Here is a 16,396-nt window from a genome sequence, read left to right on the forward strand (position 1 = left end):
GAGGCTCCGACGCCTCCACCCGCGAAAGGTCCGCACAATGAGCACCCGTCTCGCAAAACAAGGCCGGCTGATTGACCGGTCGAAAAAGGTCACGTTTACCTTCAATGGCACGTCGATGCAGGGCTATGAGGGCGACACGCTTGCCTCGGCGCTGCTGGCCAACGATCAGATGATGATGGGCCGGTCGTTCAAATACCACCGCCCCCGCGGCGTTGTCGCCAGCGGTGCGGAAGAACCAAACGCTCTGGTCGGGCTGGGGCAGGGCAACCGGTTTGAACCGAACCAGCGCGCCACCACGACCGAGCTGTTCAACGGCCTGACTGCGGTTTCGCAAAACCATTGGCCAAGCCTTGAACACGACATCGGCGCGGTGAATACGGCATTCGCCCGGTTCCTGCCGGCTGGCTTCTACTACAAGACGTTCATCCACCCCAAACCGTTCTGGAAGCACGTCTACGAGCCGTTCATCCGTCAGTCTGCCGGTCTGGGCAAAGCGCCCGACAAGGACAGCCGCGATGCCGATACCTATGAGCACTTCTATGCCTTCACCGATGTTCTGGTCATCGGTGGCGGTGTGGCTGGCCTACAGTCGGCAAAGGCGGCGGCAGCTTCGGGTGCCAAGGTTCTGCTGATTGAGCAGAGCGCACATTGGGGCGGTCGCGCTCCGGTTGACGGCGGCACAGTCAATGATGAGCCTGTGGATAAGTTCGTGGAGCAATTGGTTTCCGAACTCGAAACAATGGACAACGTCACCATGCGCTCTCGCTGCATGGGCGCGGGTGTTTATGACCATGGTTACGTTCTGGGTTATGAACGCCTGACAGACCACACGCCGGGCGTGCAGGGCCCGCGCCACCGCCTTTGGCGTATCCGCGCCAAGCAAATTGTGACTGCAACCGGCGCAATTGAACGCCCGTTGTCCTTTGCGGGTAACGATGTTCCGGGTGTGATGCTGGCCTCGGCCATGCGCGATTATGCCGTGAACTGGGGTGTAACCCCGGGCGAACGTGTCATCGTCGCCACCAACAATGACGACGCCTATCGCACCGCGATTACGCTGAAGCAAGCGGGTGTGGATGTTTTGCGTATTGTTGACGCACGGGCAACGGCTGGACTTTTGGCAGAGGAAGCCCGCCAGTTGGGTATCCGCGTTGATCCGGGCAAGGCCATTGCCAAGGTCAAGGGCGGCAAGCGCGTCAAAAAAGTCGCCATCTGCAACCAGGAAGGTGTTGGAGGCGCTCGTGAAGAGGTTGAAGCAGATGCAGTGGCCATGTCGGGCGGCTGGTCGCCGGTCGTTCATATGTGGTCTCATTGCGGTGGCAAGCTGACCTGGGATGACGCGAATGCCTTTTTCCGCCCCGATCCCTCGCGCCCGCCGCTGGGCGCAAATGGCGAAGGTTTTGTTCTGGCCGCCGGGGCATCGAATGGCGCGTTGGCGCTGGGCGATGTTCTGACTGACGCCCACACTGTAGGAAAAGCAGCAGCCAAGGCGGCCGGATTCAAGCCCAAAAACATCAAGGCTCCGGTTGGCGAAACCACTGCAGAAGCTCCTATGGAGGCTGTCTGGCTGATGCCGGCAAACGCCGAAATCCAGCTGCGCATGAAATCCTGGCTCGACTTCCAGAACGACGTCAAAGTCTCGGACGTCCAACTGGCTGCGCGCGAGGGCTATGAGAGCGTTGAGCACACCAAGCGTTACACCACACTTGGCATGGCGACGGATCAGGGTAAATTGAGCAATATCAATGGCTTGGCGATTCTGGCTGATGCGCTGGAATCCGAAATCCCGAAGGTCGGCACCACGACCTTCCGCCCGCCTTATACCCCCATCTCGATGGGCGCGATCGGCGGTGAAGCGCGGGGTGAAGTGTTCCAGCCGATCCGTCAGACCCCAATGCACAACTGGCACGACAAGAACGGCGCGGACTGGGAGCCGGTCGGCCACTGGCGCCGGACCTACGCCTATGTCCGTCCTGGTGAATCCGTGCATGACGCCGTGAACCGTGAGGTGAAGAACACCCGCGAAAACCTTGGCCTGCTGGACGCCTCGACGCTGGGCAAGCTGATCGTCAAAGGCCCCGACGCAGGCAAGTTTCTGGACATGTTGTACACCAACATGATGTCCACGCTGAAGGTTGGCAAATGCCGCTATGGGCTGATGTGTTCGGAAAACGGCTTTCTGATCGACGACGGCGTGGTCGCCCGCATCGATGAGGACACCTGGCTGTGCCACACCACCACCGGCGGGGCCGAGCGTATCCATGGTCACATGGAAGAATGGCTACAAACCGAATGGTGGGACTGGAAAGTCTATGTCGCCAACGTGACCGAGCAATATGCTCAGGTCGCTGTGGTCGGCCCGAACGCCCGCAAGGTTCTTGAAAAGCTGGGCGGTATGGATGTCAGCCGCGAGGCACTGCCCTTCATGGAATGGCGCGATGGCAAGATCGGCGCGTTCGACTGCCGCGCCTATCGCATCTCGTTCTCGGGCGAGTTGTCCTACGAAATCGCCGTTCCTGCCTCGCAGGGTCAGGCGTTCTGGGACGCCCTGGTGGAGGCAGGCAAGGAATTCGGTGTGATGCCTTATGGCACAGAATGTCTGCACATTCTTCGGGCCGAGAAGGGCTTTATCATGATCGGCGACGAGACCGACGGCACCGTGATCCCGCAGGATCTTGGGCTGCACTGGGCGCTGTCGAAAAAGAAAGAGGACTACCTCGGTAAACGCGCCCATTCACGGACTCACATGGCCGATCCAGAACGCTGGAAATTGGTCGGTTTGGAGACTGTGGATGGATCAGTTTTGCCGGACGGTGCCTATGCGGTCGGTGAGGGTGTGAATGCCAATGGTCAGCGCAACATGATCGGGCGTGTGACCTCGACCTATTACTCGGCCAACCTCGGTAAAGGGATCGCTATGGGCCTGATCAAGCACGGCCCGGACCGGATGGGTGAAATCGTCGAGTTCCCGGGCACGGACGGCAAAACCTACAAAGCCAAGATCGTGGACCCGATCTTCTTCGACAAGGACGGGGAGAAGCAGAATGTCTGAACCCATCAGCGCATTGAACCACGCCAGCTATGATGGCATCGCCAATGTCAGGGAATGTGGCCTGCAGGGTATGATCACCCTGCGCGGCGACTTGTCCGACAAAAGCCTCGCCAAGGCCGTAAAGGATGCGACTGGACAGAACGTACCCGGTCAGCGCGAGGCGTTGGTCAGCGGCGATACCGGCGTATGCTGGATGTCACCGGACGAGCTGCTGGTGCTGGTCCCTTATGCCGAGGTCGAGGCCAAACTGGCCGCAATGGTCAAAACTTTGGGAAAAACTCACGCACTGGCCGTGAACGTCTCGGATGCCCGCGCGGTATTCACGATATCAGGCGCCAGCGCACGAGAAGTGTTGGGCAAAGTCGCCCCGGTTGATCTGTCGGCCGAGGCCTTCCAACCCGGCCAAATCCGCCGCTCGCGCCTGGCGCAAGTGGCAGGTGCGTTCTGGATGGACGATGCCGAGACCTTCCGCGTGGTCTGCTTCCGTTCGGCAGCGGATTACGTTTTCAAACTGCTGAAGGTTGCGGCGCAACCGGGCAGTGAGGTTGGCGTTTACTGACAGTTTCCTCGGCCCGAAAATACAAGACCGCCCGCTGATTGCGGGCGGTTTCTTTTTTCAGGACAGCCAACTCAATATTCCTTTTCAACCTGGGCTTACGATTATGAGCGCGACGGCCTTGCATCCATTTGGAGAAAGTGCTTCAGTCTGTTCGCGCTGGAAGCGAAAGAGCGTCTGACTTAAAATTTGGTTGCAAATCAAAGCACTTGGTTTAGATGGCATGGTCATTTTCCCGGATAGGCCCTAAATTTCGCAAGGTCGTAATGACGAAGCATCATTATTCTCACAGCCCTTCTTTTGATCCCTCTGCTGCTAATGCAGGACCGGCGGCCGAAGGGCGCGAGTTGAAAACAAAGAGAACACAAGAAATGGTAAAACTAATGAAACTAACTTCTTTTTTTCTGGCTTTTTGTTTGTTGGCTGCCGCCGCTCAGGCGGAAGTGCAAAGCTATGAATGCGACCTACATAGCACACAGGATCGGGGATGGATTCCACGCAAGGTGCTTTTGAGCGTTGATGCAGACGGCAAGCGCGCAAGAGCCTATGACGGAGCAATTCGTGCGTCAAATGAACTGGCAAATACTCCTGTTGAAACACCGGCAGACGCCAAATTCAAGAAAACGGGGAAAGGGGATTATCGGTTGTCGTAGCGTGTGACCTTGCCAGCGCAAGCAACAGGCGACTACAGGGTCGCTTATACTGCAACGCTCAATCCCAAGAACAATGCCATAAAAATGAGGGTCAGCTTCTCGCACGCAAATGTGGGTCTGCGACCATATGGGACAGGCACGTGCAAACCAATTGCGTCTGCAGGCCTGTACTAGGCGAATACTAAGCCGTCGCGTCAATTGCGGCGCTTAACCTGTCAGCAAAAATGTTTTGAACCCGGAAAGGGTCGAAGCTTTGGTCATACACTCAAAGCTTCGAGAGGTCTCGTCACTTGTCTGGCAGTGAGTGTAGAACGAAAGTAGCTCAGCCAATTCCTCCATACGATCCAACCGCGTCTTCGAATCTAACAGTCCCGCATGTGTAGAAAGATAAAGGGCAGGGCGCTGTTGCTTTAACCATGGCACCAGTGTTGGCAGCACAGAAAATTCGGCGCCTTCGATATCCATCTTCACCAAAGACACGGCGGACAGATCGTTCACTGCGGCGAACTGATCCCAGGCAATCGTCAGGGCATCGGTTCCGTGCGCGCCGTCGTGCAGAAGGGAGCTGGTAGAATCTCCGGGTTCACCACGAACCGAGGCCATGCGGGCGACACCGAACTTATCCGACAGCGCGACACCCAAAGCGGAAACGTTATGAATGTCATTCAGGTCCAGATTCCACGCCAGAAATCGATAGGCCGAAGGATCTGGCTCAAAACACCAGACATGGCGAGCCTTGCGCGCGCCGTATAAAACGGTCGGTCCGATCCATGCGCCGATATCCAGGTAATCGCTTTCAGGCGAAAGATACCGGTCGAGAACAGCAAAGGTTTCAGGCTCCCACTGGCCTGTGGAGGCTTTACGCCAGAACTTTGAATGATAAGGGTCCAGACGAAACGGCTCACCGTTCAGGTTGCCCGCATAGTAACCGCGGGCGCGGTAGAACATCTTGCGCGCCTGTGTCAGCATCGCCTGCCTCCGGGTTTTCTTGTCTCGGCCCTTGACCTGCGGCGGCTGCCAAAGCATTTAACCTTGGGAACCGCAACTCAAATTTATACAGGGGGCCGACATGGCTTTTGAACTTCCTGATCTTCCTTATGCACATGACGCGCTGGCAGCCAAGGGTATGTCCGCGGAAACACTGGAATATCACCACGATCTGCACCACAAAGCCTATGTCGACAATGGCAATAAACTGATCGCCGGCACCGAATGGGACGGCAAGTCGCTGGAAGAGATCATCGTTGGCACCTACGACGCAAATGCCATCGCGCAGAACGGTATCTTCAACAACATCAGCCAGCTGTGGAACCACAACCAGTTCTGGGAAATGATGGGCCCCGGCGACAACGCCATGCCCGGTGAGCTTGAGAAAGCTCTAACCGAAAGCTTTGGTTCGGTTGACGAATTCAAATCGCAGTTCAGCGCCGCTGGTGCCGGTCAGTTCGGCTCGGGCTGGGCGTGGCTGGTCAAGAATGCTGACGGCTCGCTGGCCGTGACCAAGACTGAAAACGGCGTGAATCCGCTGTGCTTTGGTCAGACTGCGCTGCTGGGTTGTGACGTTTGGGAACACTCATACTACATCGACTTCCGCAACAAACGTCCGGCTTATCTGTCGAACTTCCTCGACAATCTGGTGAACTGGGAAAACGTCGCGTCGCGGATGTAAGTCATTGAACCGACGCCGGTTTATCAAGGGCCTGCTGGCGGTAACGCTGGCAGGCCTAATCACATCAGTCTACGGGTTTTTCATCGAACCCGCCCTGCGGCTGCGCGTGCGAAAATGGCGCGTCCGGAGAGAGGATTGGACTGCGCCGCCGCTCAGGATTGCCGTACTGGCAGATTTGCATCTGGGCGAACCTTTGGTCGGGCTGGACCGAATAAAACAGGTGGTGCGGCGTACGAATGCGCTTGCGCCGGATATGATCCTGCTTCTGGGTGATTTCTTCGCAAGCTACAAAGGCGTTTTGCGTCCTGTCGAAATGAAAGATCTGGCACCGGTTCTTGCCAACCTTGAGGCCAAGAACGGCGTCTTTGCTGTACTTGGCAATCACGACTGGTGGGATGACCGGCAGGCGCAGCGCCGTGGTGCTGGCCCCAACCAATATGTCGATGCGCTGGAGCAGAGCGGAATTACGGTTTTGTCGAATACCGCCATCAAGCTAGAAGCTCTTGGTTTCTGGTTGGCGGGTCTTGAAGATCAGCTTGCGATCTGGCGCAACGGTAAACCGCAGGGGCTGGATGATCTGTCGGGGACACTGGCGCAAATCACCGATGATGTCCCGGTTGTGATGATGGCGCATGAGCCTGACATCTTCCCTCAAGTGCCCGACAGGGTGGCTTTGACGCTATCCGGTCATACGCATGGCGGTCAGATTCGTCTGTTTGGCTGGTCGCCGATCGTGCCCTCCAAATACGGCAACAGATATGCCTATGGGCATGTGCGCGAAGGCGGGCGTGATCTGGTTGTGTCCGGCGGAATCGGATGTTCCATCCTTCCGGTTCGACTTGGTGTAACCCCCGAGATCACGGTTATCGAACTGTCTGCCTAAAGACCTGAGGCTTCACCAAATCGACCAGCCCAATTTCTTGCCCGCATATGTGCGGCAACGATGCACAGCTGCTTTCGGTCAGACACTTTCGCGACCTGCCGGGTTTACCGCAGCTTGTCGCGCAGGGCCGTCATCGCTGTTTCTGCATCTTCAGCCCAAATGACAAAGTCACCCAGTGATCGATCTGCAAAGCCTTGCCCGATCACCTGATGCAACAGGGTTTTCAACGCATCCCAATAGCCGTTTACATTGACGATGACGATGGGTTTGTCGTGCAGGCCCAGTTGCCGCCAGGTCAGCGCTTCAAAAAGCTCGTCCAGTGATCCCGGCCCACCGGGCAGGACAACAACGGCGTCAGCGTTCATGATCATGACCTTTTTCCGCTCGTGCATGGTTTCGGTGATCACGAAATGGGTCAGGTCGGTCTTGCCGACCTCTCGTGTGACCAAATGCACCGGAATGACGCCAAAGGTCTCGCCACCGGCCTGTTGCGCGGCCCGGGCGACTTCGCCCATCAGCCCGACATCTCCGGCACCGTAAACCAGCCGCCAGCCCTCCAGTGCAAGAAGGCTGCCAAACTGTCGCGCGGTTTCAGAATAAGCCTTCTCGGCCCCATTGCGTGACCCGCAATACACACAGACGGATTTCTGAGACATGAAAGAGACGCTCCGGGGTTGTGTCAGAGGTTTTGACCCCTGATAGCGGGATTGATAGATTGGCTCAACTGTCCGCTGGAAGGCTTTTGAAGACAAAGCTTTTGTACGGCGGGGTGAAAGGAAAACAATGGACGCCAAATCGGGAAACGGAAGCTCGGGCAATTTTGTCTGGGGTGTGATTGCGGGTCTGGTTGCCGTGCTGGGTGTTGGGGGTTTGTATCTGTCCGGCGCTTTCACCAAAGCGCCAGAGCCTGAGGCGGGTGCACCGCAGGAACCCGTGTCTGTTACGGCCACGCAGCCGCAGGAACAAGCCGCCGAAGCGCCCGCGGAAATCGCCACAACAGAACCAGCTGAGCAGGCCGCCGTGACACCGGATGAGGTACCAACCGCTGATCCCGCTGAAGATACGGCTGCGGCAACAGATGTTGTTTCAGACACAGATACCACAACGGCCCTGACGGAAGAGAATGCACAGGCACCCGCGCCCCCCCCGGTTTTGGATCAGATTTTTGTTGAAGCGGACGGAACGGCGCTTTTGTCAGGTGACGCTGAGCCGGGTAGCCAGATTGAGGTTCTGCTGAACGGTGAAACCGTGCATACATTCACGGTGGACAGCAGCGGGCAATTCGCCGAGTTCGTCTCGATCCCCTTCAGCGATGCCGCGCAGGGGCTAATCCTGCACAGCAAAAGCGGCGGGCAAACAACCCGGTCTGACGACTATCTGATCGCCGCTCTGCCGAAGCCGGTCGAGGAAGAGCCGGTTGCGCAGAAAACTGATGCTGCCGATCAGGGCGAAACAACCGAAGCTGAAGAACAGATAGCCTCGGCGGTTGTCGATCCAGAGACCGAAACCCCAGCTGAGACCGAAACATCAGACCCTGTGGCGACCGCGCCAGAAGCCAGCGAAGCGCAGGTTGCCGACCAGTCGGCAGAGACATCTGAAACGGGTCAGCAGATCGCGGTACTGCGGTCGGGCGAAGAAGGTGTTAAACTCGTGCAACCGCCCGTGGTTCGGGATACCCCGCCGGAACAGGTCGCGCTGGATACCATCGGGTATTCCGAAACCGGTGACGTCCAGTTGACCGGGCGAGTACAGGACGGGGCGGCCATCAGAGTGTATCTGGACAATCGTCTGGTTGCCGACTTCGCTCCGGAACAGGATGGATCCTGGCGGAGTGATCTGGACGGCATCGACCCCGGTGTTTACACGTTGCGTGTTGACGCTGTGAACACGGACGGGAAGGTCCTCAGCCGGGTCGAAACCCCCTTCAAACGCGAACCTGTGGAAGTTTTGGAAGCAGCATCAGGTGGCGGTGACGGAACGGCCGCGCAGGACAATGCCCCGGCAATCCGGTCGGTCACTGTGCAGCGGGGTGACACGCTGTGGGCGATCTCGCGTGACCGCTTTGGCGATGGCATCCTGTATGTGCGCCTGTTCGCAGCCAACCGCGACTTGATCCGCGACCCGGATCTGATCTATCCGGGGCAAATCTTTACGATACCGGAATAATCAACGCGCTGGCCCTTTGCGGGCCAGAGCCTTTCTCTGACCGCAGACAAGGTACGTGATGAGACGAACATCTCCGATGGCCTCGAGTGACGGGGTGCAGAGCGGCGAGCGCAGTTCAGGCTGGCGGACAATCCGCAAGGTTGCGCCCTACCTCTGGCCGCAGGACGAGGTTTGGGTAAAGCGCCGCGTGGTTATCGCGATGGCGATGCTGGTTCTGGCCAAACTGATCGCGGTCTATACCCCGATCCTTTACAAAGGCGCCGTTGACTCGTTGGCAGGTGAAGGCGTGCCGCCGCTGGCGCTGGGCGCAGTGGGTGTGACGGTTGCCTACGGCGTGGCGCGCATGATGACAGTTGGGTTCCAGCAATTGCGGGACGCCGCCTTTGCCCCTGTTGGACAGCGGGCCTTGCGGGCGCTGGCACTGGAGACGTTCAGACATATCCATAACCTTTCCATGCGCTATCACGTCTCGCGCCGCACCGGCGGGTTGAGCCGTATCATCGAGAGGGGCGTCAAAGGCGTTGAATTCCTGCTGCGCTTCCTGCTGTTCTCGATCGGGCCGCTGATCCTTGAGCTGTTGTTGGTTGCGATCATCCTGATGTGGTTGTTCGACGTCTGGTATCTGGTGGTCGTCGCCGTCACCATCGGCCTTTACATCTGGTTCACCTTCGCGGTGACCGAATGGCGGGTAAAGCTGCGGCGTGAGATGAACGATCAGGACACCGAAGCCAATCAGCGCGCCATTGACAGTTTGCTGAACTTCGAAACCGTCAAGTATTTCAACGCGGAAGCCCGCGAAGCTGCACGTTACGACGTGTCGATGAAAGCCTATGCCGGGGCGGCGCTGAAAACCGCCTATTCGCTGGCGTTTCTGAATTTTGGCCAATCCTTCCTGATCACCTGCGGTCTGATCGGAGTTATGGTTCTGGCCGCAATTGGCGTTCAAAATGGAAACCTGACCGTGGGCGATTTTGTCATGGTCAACGCCTACATGATCCAGATCACCGTACCGCTGAACTTTCTGGGGACGGTCTATCGTGAGATCCGGCAATCGCTGGTTGATATGGGGCAGATGTTTGATCTGCTCGAACAACCTGCCGAAGTCACCGATCAGCCCGATGCACCCGAGCTTGCGGTCAAAGGTGGTGAGGTCACACTTGAAGATGTGCATTTTGGGTATGACCCCGAAAGGGAAATCCTCAAGGGTGTTTCCTTGATGGTTCCGGCCGGACAGACGGTCGCAATCGTCGGGGCGACTGGGTCTGGCAAGTCGACCATCGGGCGGCTGTTGTTTCGGTTTTACGACGTGACCAAAGGCGCGCTGAAGATCGACGGGCAGGATGTGCGGAATGTGACCCAGACCAGCCTGCATGCAGCGATCGGCGTTGTGCCACAGGATACGGTGCTGTTTAACGACACCATTCGCTACAACATTGCGTATGGGCGCGACGATGCCACCCCTGAGGATGTCGAGGCCGCAGCCCGCGCCGCTCAGATTCATGACTTTATCACTTCGCTGCCCGACGGGTACGACACCATGGTGGGTGAGCGCGGTCTGAAACTGTCCGGCGGCGAAAAGCAACGGGTTGGCATAGCGCGGACATTGCTGAAGAACCCTCCGATCCTGTTGCTGGACGAGGCGACCTCGGCCCTGGATACCGACACGGAACAGGACATCAAGGATGCGCTGGCGCGCGCAGGGGAAGGGCGGACCGTGATCACGATTGCCCATCGCCTCAGCACCATTGCCGAGGCTGATCGGATTGTTGTTCTTGAGGCCGGTGAGATCATCGAACAGGGCACACATGACGAACTGTTGGCACGGTCTGGGCGATATGCTCAACTGTGGAACCGCCAGCAGTCGGACAGTGAGGCCGCCTGAGGGGCTCATCTTGCCCTGCGGAATATGCTAGGATGCGCCGCGCATGAAGGTGAACGCCATGATCAATGGATTAGCAAGACGAATAGTACCTGTCGCTGTTGCGGTTCTTCTTCCGGCTATGGTCGCAGCTGACACGATCGAGGGCGTTTGGAAGACCGAGCCTGATCGCAAGAACCTGATCTCGCATATCAAGATATCCGCCTGCGCGGACAAGTTCTGCGGCACGATACTTTCGGCTTTTGATTCATCAGGCAAGGAGGTTCAAACGCCGAATATTGGGAAAAAGCTGTTCTGGGATGTGTCGAGCGAAGGCGGTGGAAAATACGGCGGGGGTGAGTTCTGGGTTCCCCTGATCGACGTTGACGCTGTTCCTCAGATGACGTTGCAGGGAAACAAGCTCATGGTCAAAGGCTGTGAACACGCGATTTGCGCGCACCAGACATGGTCCAGATTGTGACGACAGAAAACGAAAAGGACCGGAAATCCCGGTCCTTTCATTCTTATTCTGCGGCTTTTAGCGGCGATCCCGGAACCTGATCTATAGGCTCGTCTCGTGACCAGGCTTCGGATTGTGACGGTTCGTCCCACACAATCTCGGTCGCCTGTAGTTTGCGGGCCGAGCGACCAATAGCCATGTCCTGCGCGATCTGACTGGACCGCCCCGCAGTCACACGGGCAAGCCCGCGGCTGAGCCAGACAGCGTAAGTTGTCACCCAGACACGCAGTGCCAGAAGCGACGGCGTCACGATCAGTGTAAGAACAGTGGCGATGCCAAGACCGAAGACAACCGCTGTGGCCAGCTGTTTCCACCACAGGGCGGTGGGACTGTCGATGGAATAGCCGCCATTGATAAAGTCCAGCGAAAGCCCAAACATCATCGGGGTCAGACCGGCCATCGTCGTCAACGTAGTCAGCAGAACCGGGCGGATGCGGGATTCCGCAGTGCGGACGATTGCATCGATCCTCGGCATATAGGCACTGTATTCCTGATAGGTATCGATCAGAACAATGTTGTTGTTCACCACAATTCCTGCCAGCGCAACGATACCGGTGCCCGTCATGATGATCGAGAAGGGTTGCTCCATCACGATCATGCCGATCAGAACCCCGGTGGTCGAAAGAACAACCGCCAACAGCACCAATACCGAATTGTAGAACGAGTTGAACTGGGCGAGCAGGATCACGAACATCAGCCCCAATGCGCCCATGAAGGCGTTCACCAGAAATGCGCCGGATTCTTCCTGCTCTTCCTGATCACCGGTCCATTGCCAGCTGATCGAGTTGGCGAAGGGGCTGGTTTCCAACCATTCGGTCAGAACTGCGATCCGCTCATTTGGGTTGATCAGGGCGAACTGCGCGTCTCCTGCGTCAATCGTGCTACGCAGCTGGTCAATATTCTCTGCACCGGTCAGTTGAACCAGTTCGTAGGACTTTCCACCGTCGCCGTCCAGCACGGTGCCGGTAGGGGTATAACCGTCGGTCACTTCACGCATTACAGCCAGACGTTTTTCTTTCCCGTCCGGCCCTTTGGTCACAACCTTGCTCAGCCCCGGTTCGACATCGGCCTTCACATCGTAATAACGTTGCTGGTCGACACGGTTGATCTGGGCCAGTTTGGCCACGGGTTCCCGGGTCACGAAGTTCGACAGCGGAACCAACCCGTCCGGAGTGCGGACCTTGAGCGTGTCCAATGTCGACAGCACGCGATCCTGTTCCGGCAATCGGACACGGATCTCGATCTCTTCATCCGTGCTGTCGGGGCGCATCTCACCCAGCAGGATGCCGCGTGTCACCAGCTGCACCATGGCACCGACGGTTGCCACATCAGCACCGAACCGGCCGGCCTTTGCCACGTCGACATCAATCTGCCAATCGATGCCCGGCAAGGGTAGGGTGTCTTCGGTTTTGATCAGCCCCGGCGTTTCGTCAAAGACCTGGCGCGCGGTGACGGTGGCCGATGTCAGTTCGTCCCAACCGTCCCCCTTGATGCGCAGGTGAACGGGCTTGGCCGAGGCCGGGCCCTGTTCCAATGCCAGGATTTCAACAACGATACCGGGTATTGTCGCCAGTTTGGCGTTGAGATCGTCGATTACGTAATCGCCATCATATTCGGGTGCCACAAAGTGGCGCTCAAACAATCCCCACAAAGCGGATTCCGAAACGTTCGGGCGATCTTCCCATGGGATAATTTCAAACTGGACGCGCCCCACCGTGTCCGCCGGTGCCTGCGCGCCGCCGGTGTTCTGGTTCAGACCGCCTTCGCCCGCAAAGGAAAAGACGTTGATTACCGCCGGATGAGATCCAATGATCTGTTCGGCCTGCAGCACCATTTCGTCTTTTTCAGCCAGTGACAGGTTACCACGGGCGCGGACATAAGCAGTTGCCTGTTCCGGTTCGCTTTCAACGAAGAATTCGACACCTCGGGATTCCTGTGGGAACCAGACGAAGGTCACGAGATACACGGCAGAGAAAACTGCCGCCAGCGACACAATCGGCATAATCGGGTTGCCGACAAGGAACCCGATCACATGTCCGAAAGGTGTGTGTTCGTCCGCCGTGTGAACGTGGTTTTCTTCCGCCCGCTCGAACTTGGCTGCGCTCAGCGTTACAGACCCGGCAAAGGCCCCGAACAGGAACAGCAGGGCACCTGCGATCACTCCTCCGGGCAGCAGATAGTCAGGGTTCAGAACTTGCATCGCACCCAGGAAAATCATGTAGAGCGACGGGGGTACCATCACTGCCCGAACCCACCACCGGGTACGCGCCCGGAGCCAGTTCGAAGACCGGTCGAAAACGCGGCTCAGACGCCCCGAAACGCCTCCCATGACCGGCAGGTAGATCAGCGCCACAATCAGCGAAGCCGACAGAACAAAGATCAGCGTGACCGGCAGCATCCCCATGAATTCGCCCGGAATACCGGGCCAGAACAGCATGGGCAGAAAGGCACATAGCGTCGTCGCGGTCGAGGATACGATGGGCCAGAACATACGTTGGGCCGCCTCGACATAGGCATGCATCGGGCCGACACCTTCCTTGATGCGTTTGTCTGCGTATTCCACCACCACGATGGCACCGTCGACCAGCATCCCCACGGCCAGAATGAGGCCGAACATAACGATGTTCGAGATACTGATGCCCATGACCGCAAGAAACGCGAAACACAGAAGGAACGAGGTCGGGATTGCAAAACCGACCAAAAGCGCGGCCCTCGTACCCAAAGAGGCCAGAACCACGATCATCACCAGGGCGATTGCGGTCAGAACCGAGCCTTCAAGCTGGCTGACCATCGAACCGACAATGCGGCTCTGGTCGTTCGATGTCCCAAGCTCGACCGCCGCCTGAAGCTCGGGCGGCCATTTGGTCTTGGCCTCAGCAATGGTTTCCTTCACCTGCGTAACGGTGTCGATCAGGTTAAAACCCTTGCGTTTGACAACCTGCAGCGCGACGGTCGCCTCGCCGTTGAAGCGGGCGGTACCTTCGCGATCTTCAAAAGTGTAGTTGATCTGTGCAAGCTCACCCAGCGTTACAACCCTGTCGCCATTGACCTTGACCGGCAAGGCATAGACATCCTGCGCCGTTTTGAATGACGATGGGATCTTGACCGAGAATGTACCCTGTGCGGTTTCGACTTCGCCCGCTGCGATCAACTGGTTGTTGTTTCGCACGACATTGATCAACTCGGCCGCGGTCACGTTGTATGCTTCAAGCCGCAGTGGGTCGATCACGACCTCAAGCAACTCGTCACGATTGCCCGCGATACCCGCTTCGAGAACGGAATCCAGCGCCTCAAGCTCGTCCTGCAAATCCTTGGCGACACGGGCCATTGTGCGTTCCGGAACAGCCCCCGTCAGGTTGACGATGACGATCGGGAACTCGGAAAAGTTGATTTCCGTCAGCGAGTATTGTTCCGCACCTTCAGGGAAATCAGCCTGGGCCGTGTTCATGGCATCGCGCACGTCCGCCATGATCGAGGTCTTGTCCCAGCCGAATTCAAACTCCAGCGCGACCCCGGCATAGCCTTCGGCCGCAGTCGAAGACATTTCCTTGAGCCCGTCGAGATCCGCCAGTTCGGTCTCCATCGGCTTGACCAGAAGGTTTTCCGAGTCTTCCGCTGAAATCCCGGGAAACTGCACCGAAACGAAAAGGGCAGGGATTTCGATATCCGGCTCACCCTCTTTCGGAAGCGAGACATAGGCAAAGCCGCCTACGACCAGTGAAATGGCGATAAACGCCATTACCATTCGGGCCCTGCCTGCGGCCCATGCGACGATACCCGTCATTGCGAGGCTTCCCGATAAGTTGGCGCAACGGTAACACCCCGGATCACGAATTCCTGCCCGACCACGATGATATCAACCGTTTCCGGTAGGCCGTCGATCCAGACACCTTCGGCGGTGTCGCGCAGGATGCGGACTGGCATGAAGTCAACAACGTTGCCCGCGCCAACTGTGCGCACACCCAATTTTCCTTCGTTGCTGAGTGTCAGCGCCGATTGCGGCAGCAGGTGGGCTTTCGTTCCTTCTGCCGCGATGAGGATGGTGGCGGTCTGACCGTCGCGAATGGTCAAGTCTGGGTTCGGAACGGTGATTTCCACCTCGAATGTACGTGTTGTCTCGTCCGCGGACCGGCTGAGAAACGTGACCCGACCGCCCAGTTGCCGACCGGTCACAAGTGTTGCCGTTGCTTCGGACCCGACAAGCACCCGATTGACTTCGGTCTCGGGCACGAAGCCGACCAGCTTGATCGGGTCCAGTTGAATGACAGTCGCGCAAAGTGATCCAGGCTGCATCAGGCTGCCCAGTTCTGCAGTGTCGCTTTCCAGCAAACCCTTGAAGGGGGCTTTGATGGTCAGGCGGCCAACCTCTCGCCGTGCGGCCTCGACTGCTGCTGCGGCTGCTTCGATGCCTGCACGCGTGGCTTCCAGCCCGGCTTCGGCAGATTTCACACCGGCTTTTGCAGAGCTCATCACCGCTTCGCTGGAGATGCGGCGGGTCTCCGACGCATATCCGGTTTCAGCCAGCTTGCGCGAGGCAGTCAGATTGATCTCGGCCTCGGCCACAAGCGCATGTGCCTCTGTCAGGCGTGCTTCGGCTTCGGGAATGCGGCTCTGGGCTTCCAATTTCCCCGCCATGGCTTCGGCCAGTTGTGCCGGGCGCGTGCCGGGGTCAAGTTCGCATAATATGTCACCGGCCTCTACAAACGCACCTTTGCGTTTGGGCTCAGAGATAACGGTGGACGTGGTTTCTGAAAGCACTTCGACCTGCCGGTTCGCCTTGGTCTGACCACGCAGCAGCACGGCGCTGTCAATTTCGCGCGCTTGCGAGCGCACGGCGACAACGCCCACGGCAGAGATATCGGAGTTTTCGGTTTCTGCTGCTTCGTCTTGTGTTGCTTCCACGGCATCACCGCGTCCGGCAAAGGCGAACAAGGTGTCTCGTTCAAACACCAGAAAATACAGTGCAACAATCACGAGAAGGGCGTTGATGAATGAAATCAAACGCATACAGTGTTTCTCCTAAGAATCTGCGCCATTAA

General features: G+C 57.8%; 12 protein-coding genes. 8 read left to right on the plus strand and 4 right to left on the minus strand.

The window, feature by feature from the left end; all coding sequences use genetic code 11:
* Positions 1–37: 37 nt before the first annotated feature.
* The 3 genes from AC2FLO_RS03220 to AC2FLO_RS03230 all read left to right on the plus strand — a co-directional run bounded on the left by AC2FLO_RS03220 (position 38) and on the right by AC2FLO_RS03230 (position 4,261).
* Positions 38–3,052 carry a sarcosine oxidase subunit alpha family protein gene (locus AC2FLO_RS03220; RefSeq protein WP_496804144.1) on the plus strand — a complete coding sequence of 1,005 codons (3,015 nt, stop codon included), beginning with the start codon at positions 38–40 and terminating at the stop codon, positions 3,050–3,052.
* Positions 3,045–3,611, plus strand: a complete 567-nt coding sequence (locus AC2FLO_RS03225) for a sarcosine oxidase subunit gamma (protein ID WP_480584975.1) — start codon at positions 3,045–3,047, stop codon at positions 3,609–3,611. The genes AC2FLO_RS03220 and AC2FLO_RS03225 overlap by 8 nt, the downstream gene beginning before the upstream one ends.
* Positions 3,612–3,874: 263 nt before the next feature.
* Positions 3,875–4,261, plus strand: coding sequence for a hypothetical protein (locus AC2FLO_RS03230; RefSeq protein WP_496751311.1), 387 nt, complete (start codon positions 3,875–3,877; stop codon positions 4,259–4,261).
* A gap of 207 nt (positions 4,262–4,468) precedes the next feature.
* Here AC2FLO_RS03230 and AC2FLO_RS03235 read toward each other — a convergent pair whose 3' ends face one another.
* Positions 4,469–5,230 carry an FkbM family methyltransferase gene (locus AC2FLO_RS03235; RefSeq protein ID WP_496804145.1) on the minus strand — a complete coding sequence of 254 codons (762 nt, stop codon included), beginning with the start codon at positions 5,228–5,230 and terminating at the stop codon, positions 4,469–4,471.
* Positions 5,231–5,330: 100 nt separating this feature from the next.
* Here AC2FLO_RS03235 and AC2FLO_RS03240 point away from each other — a divergent pair, with 100 nt between their 5' ends.
* Entirely contained in the window at positions 5,331–5,930 is a 600-nt protein-coding gene (locus AC2FLO_RS03240) for a superoxide dismutase (protein ID WP_496751313.1), read from the plus strand.
* Between the two features lie 4 nt (positions 5,931–5,934).
* Positions 5,935–6,813 (plus strand): metallophosphoesterase, encoded by an 879-nt coding sequence (locus AC2FLO_RS03245; protein ID WP_496751314.1) that lies wholly within the window; start codon positions 5,935–5,937, stop codon positions 6,811–6,813.
* A 104-nt stretch (positions 6,814–6,917) separates the two neighbouring features.
* Here the strand turns inward: AC2FLO_RS03245 and AC2FLO_RS03250 are convergent, their stop codons facing one another.
* On the minus strand, positions 6,918–7,469 hold the full coding sequence (locus AC2FLO_RS03250; RefSeq protein WP_496751315.1) for an LOG family protein: 552 nt from the start codon (positions 7,467–7,469) through the stop codon (positions 6,918–6,920).
* A gap of 127 nt (positions 7,470–7,596) precedes the next feature.
* Between AC2FLO_RS03250 and AC2FLO_RS03255 the strand changes: the two genes are divergently transcribed.
* Genes AC2FLO_RS03255 through AC2FLO_RS03265 form a run of 3 tightly spaced genes read left to right on the plus strand, consistent with a single transcriptional unit; the run spans position 7,597 to position 11,318 of the window.
* Positions 7,597–8,979, plus strand: a complete 1,383-nt coding sequence (locus tag AC2FLO_RS03255) for a LysM peptidoglycan-binding domain-containing protein (protein ID WP_496751316.1) — start codon at positions 7,597–7,599, stop codon at positions 8,977–8,979.
* A gap of 58 nt (positions 8,980–9,037) precedes the next feature.
* Entirely contained in the window at positions 9,038–10,861 is a 1,824-nt protein-coding gene (locus tag AC2FLO_RS03260) for an ABCB family ABC transporter ATP-binding protein/permease (protein WP_496751317.1), read from the plus strand.
* Between the two features lie 58 nt (positions 10,862–10,919).
* The gene (locus AC2FLO_RS03265; RefSeq protein WP_496751318.1) at positions 10,920–11,318 is read left to right on the plus strand and encodes a DUF2147 domain-containing protein; all 399 of its coding nucleotides are present in this window, start codon (positions 10,920–10,922) and stop codon (positions 11,316–11,318) included.
* Positions 11,319–11,361: 43 nt separating this feature from the next.
* On the opposite strand, the gene AC2FLO_RS03270 is transcribed toward AC2FLO_RS03265, so the two are convergent.
* Positions 11,362–15,141 carry an efflux RND transporter permease subunit gene (locus AC2FLO_RS03270; protein ID WP_496751319.1) on the minus strand — a complete coding sequence of 1,260 codons (3,780 nt, stop codon included), beginning with the start codon at positions 15,139–15,141 and terminating at the stop codon, positions 11,362–11,364.
* Positions 15,138–16,364 (minus strand): efflux RND transporter periplasmic adaptor subunit, encoded by a 1,227-nt coding sequence (locus tag AC2FLO_RS03275; RefSeq protein WP_496751320.1) that lies wholly within the window; start codon positions 16,362–16,364, stop codon positions 15,138–15,140. The genes AC2FLO_RS03270 and AC2FLO_RS03275 overlap by 4 nt, the downstream gene beginning before the upstream one ends.
* Between the last annotated feature and the right edge of the window lie 32 nt (positions 16,365–16,396).

The organism is Ruegeria sp. TASC047, from assembly GCF_059612445.1.

Coding starts and splice junctions, on each gene's coding strand:
- AC2FLO_RS03260 (WP_496751317.1), top strand. CDS start 9,038: ATGAGACGAACATCTCCGATGGCCTCGAGTGACGGGGTGCAGAGCGGC.
- AC2FLO_RS03275 (WP_496751320.1), bottom strand. CDS start 16,364: ATGCGTTTGATTTCATTCATCAACGCCCTTCTCGTGATTGTTGCACTG.
- AC2FLO_RS03235 (WP_496804145.1), bottom strand. CDS start 5,230: ATGCTGACACAGGCGCGCAAGATGTTCTACCGCGCCCGCGGTTACTAT.
- AC2FLO_RS03220 (WP_496804144.1), top strand. CDS start 38: ATGAGCACCCGTCTCGCAAAACAAGGCCGGCTGATTGACCGGTCGAAA.
- AC2FLO_RS03250 (WP_496751315.1), bottom strand. CDS start 7,469: ATGTCTCAGAAATCCGTCTGTGTGTATTGCGGGTCACGCAATGGGGCC.
- AC2FLO_RS03225 (WP_480584975.1), top strand. CDS start 3,045: ATGTCTGAACCCATCAGCGCATTGAACCACGCCAGCTATGATGGCATC.
- AC2FLO_RS03230 (WP_496751311.1), top strand. CDS start 3,875: ATGACGAAGCATCATTATTCTCACAGCCCTTCTTTTGATCCCTCTGCT.
- AC2FLO_RS03270 (WP_496751319.1), bottom strand. CDS start 15,141: ATGACGGGTATCGTCGCATGGGCCGCAGGCAGGGCCCGAATGGTAATG.
- AC2FLO_RS03240 (WP_496751313.1), top strand. CDS start 5,331: ATGGCTTTTGAACTTCCTGATCTTCCTTATGCACATGACGCGCTGGCA.
- AC2FLO_RS03265 (WP_496751318.1), top strand. CDS start 10,920: ATGATCAATGGATTAGCAAGACGAATAGTACCTGTCGCTGTTGCGGTT.
- AC2FLO_RS03255 (WP_496751316.1), top strand. CDS start 7,597: ATGGACGCCAAATCGGGAAACGGAAGCTCGGGCAATTTTGTCTGGGGT.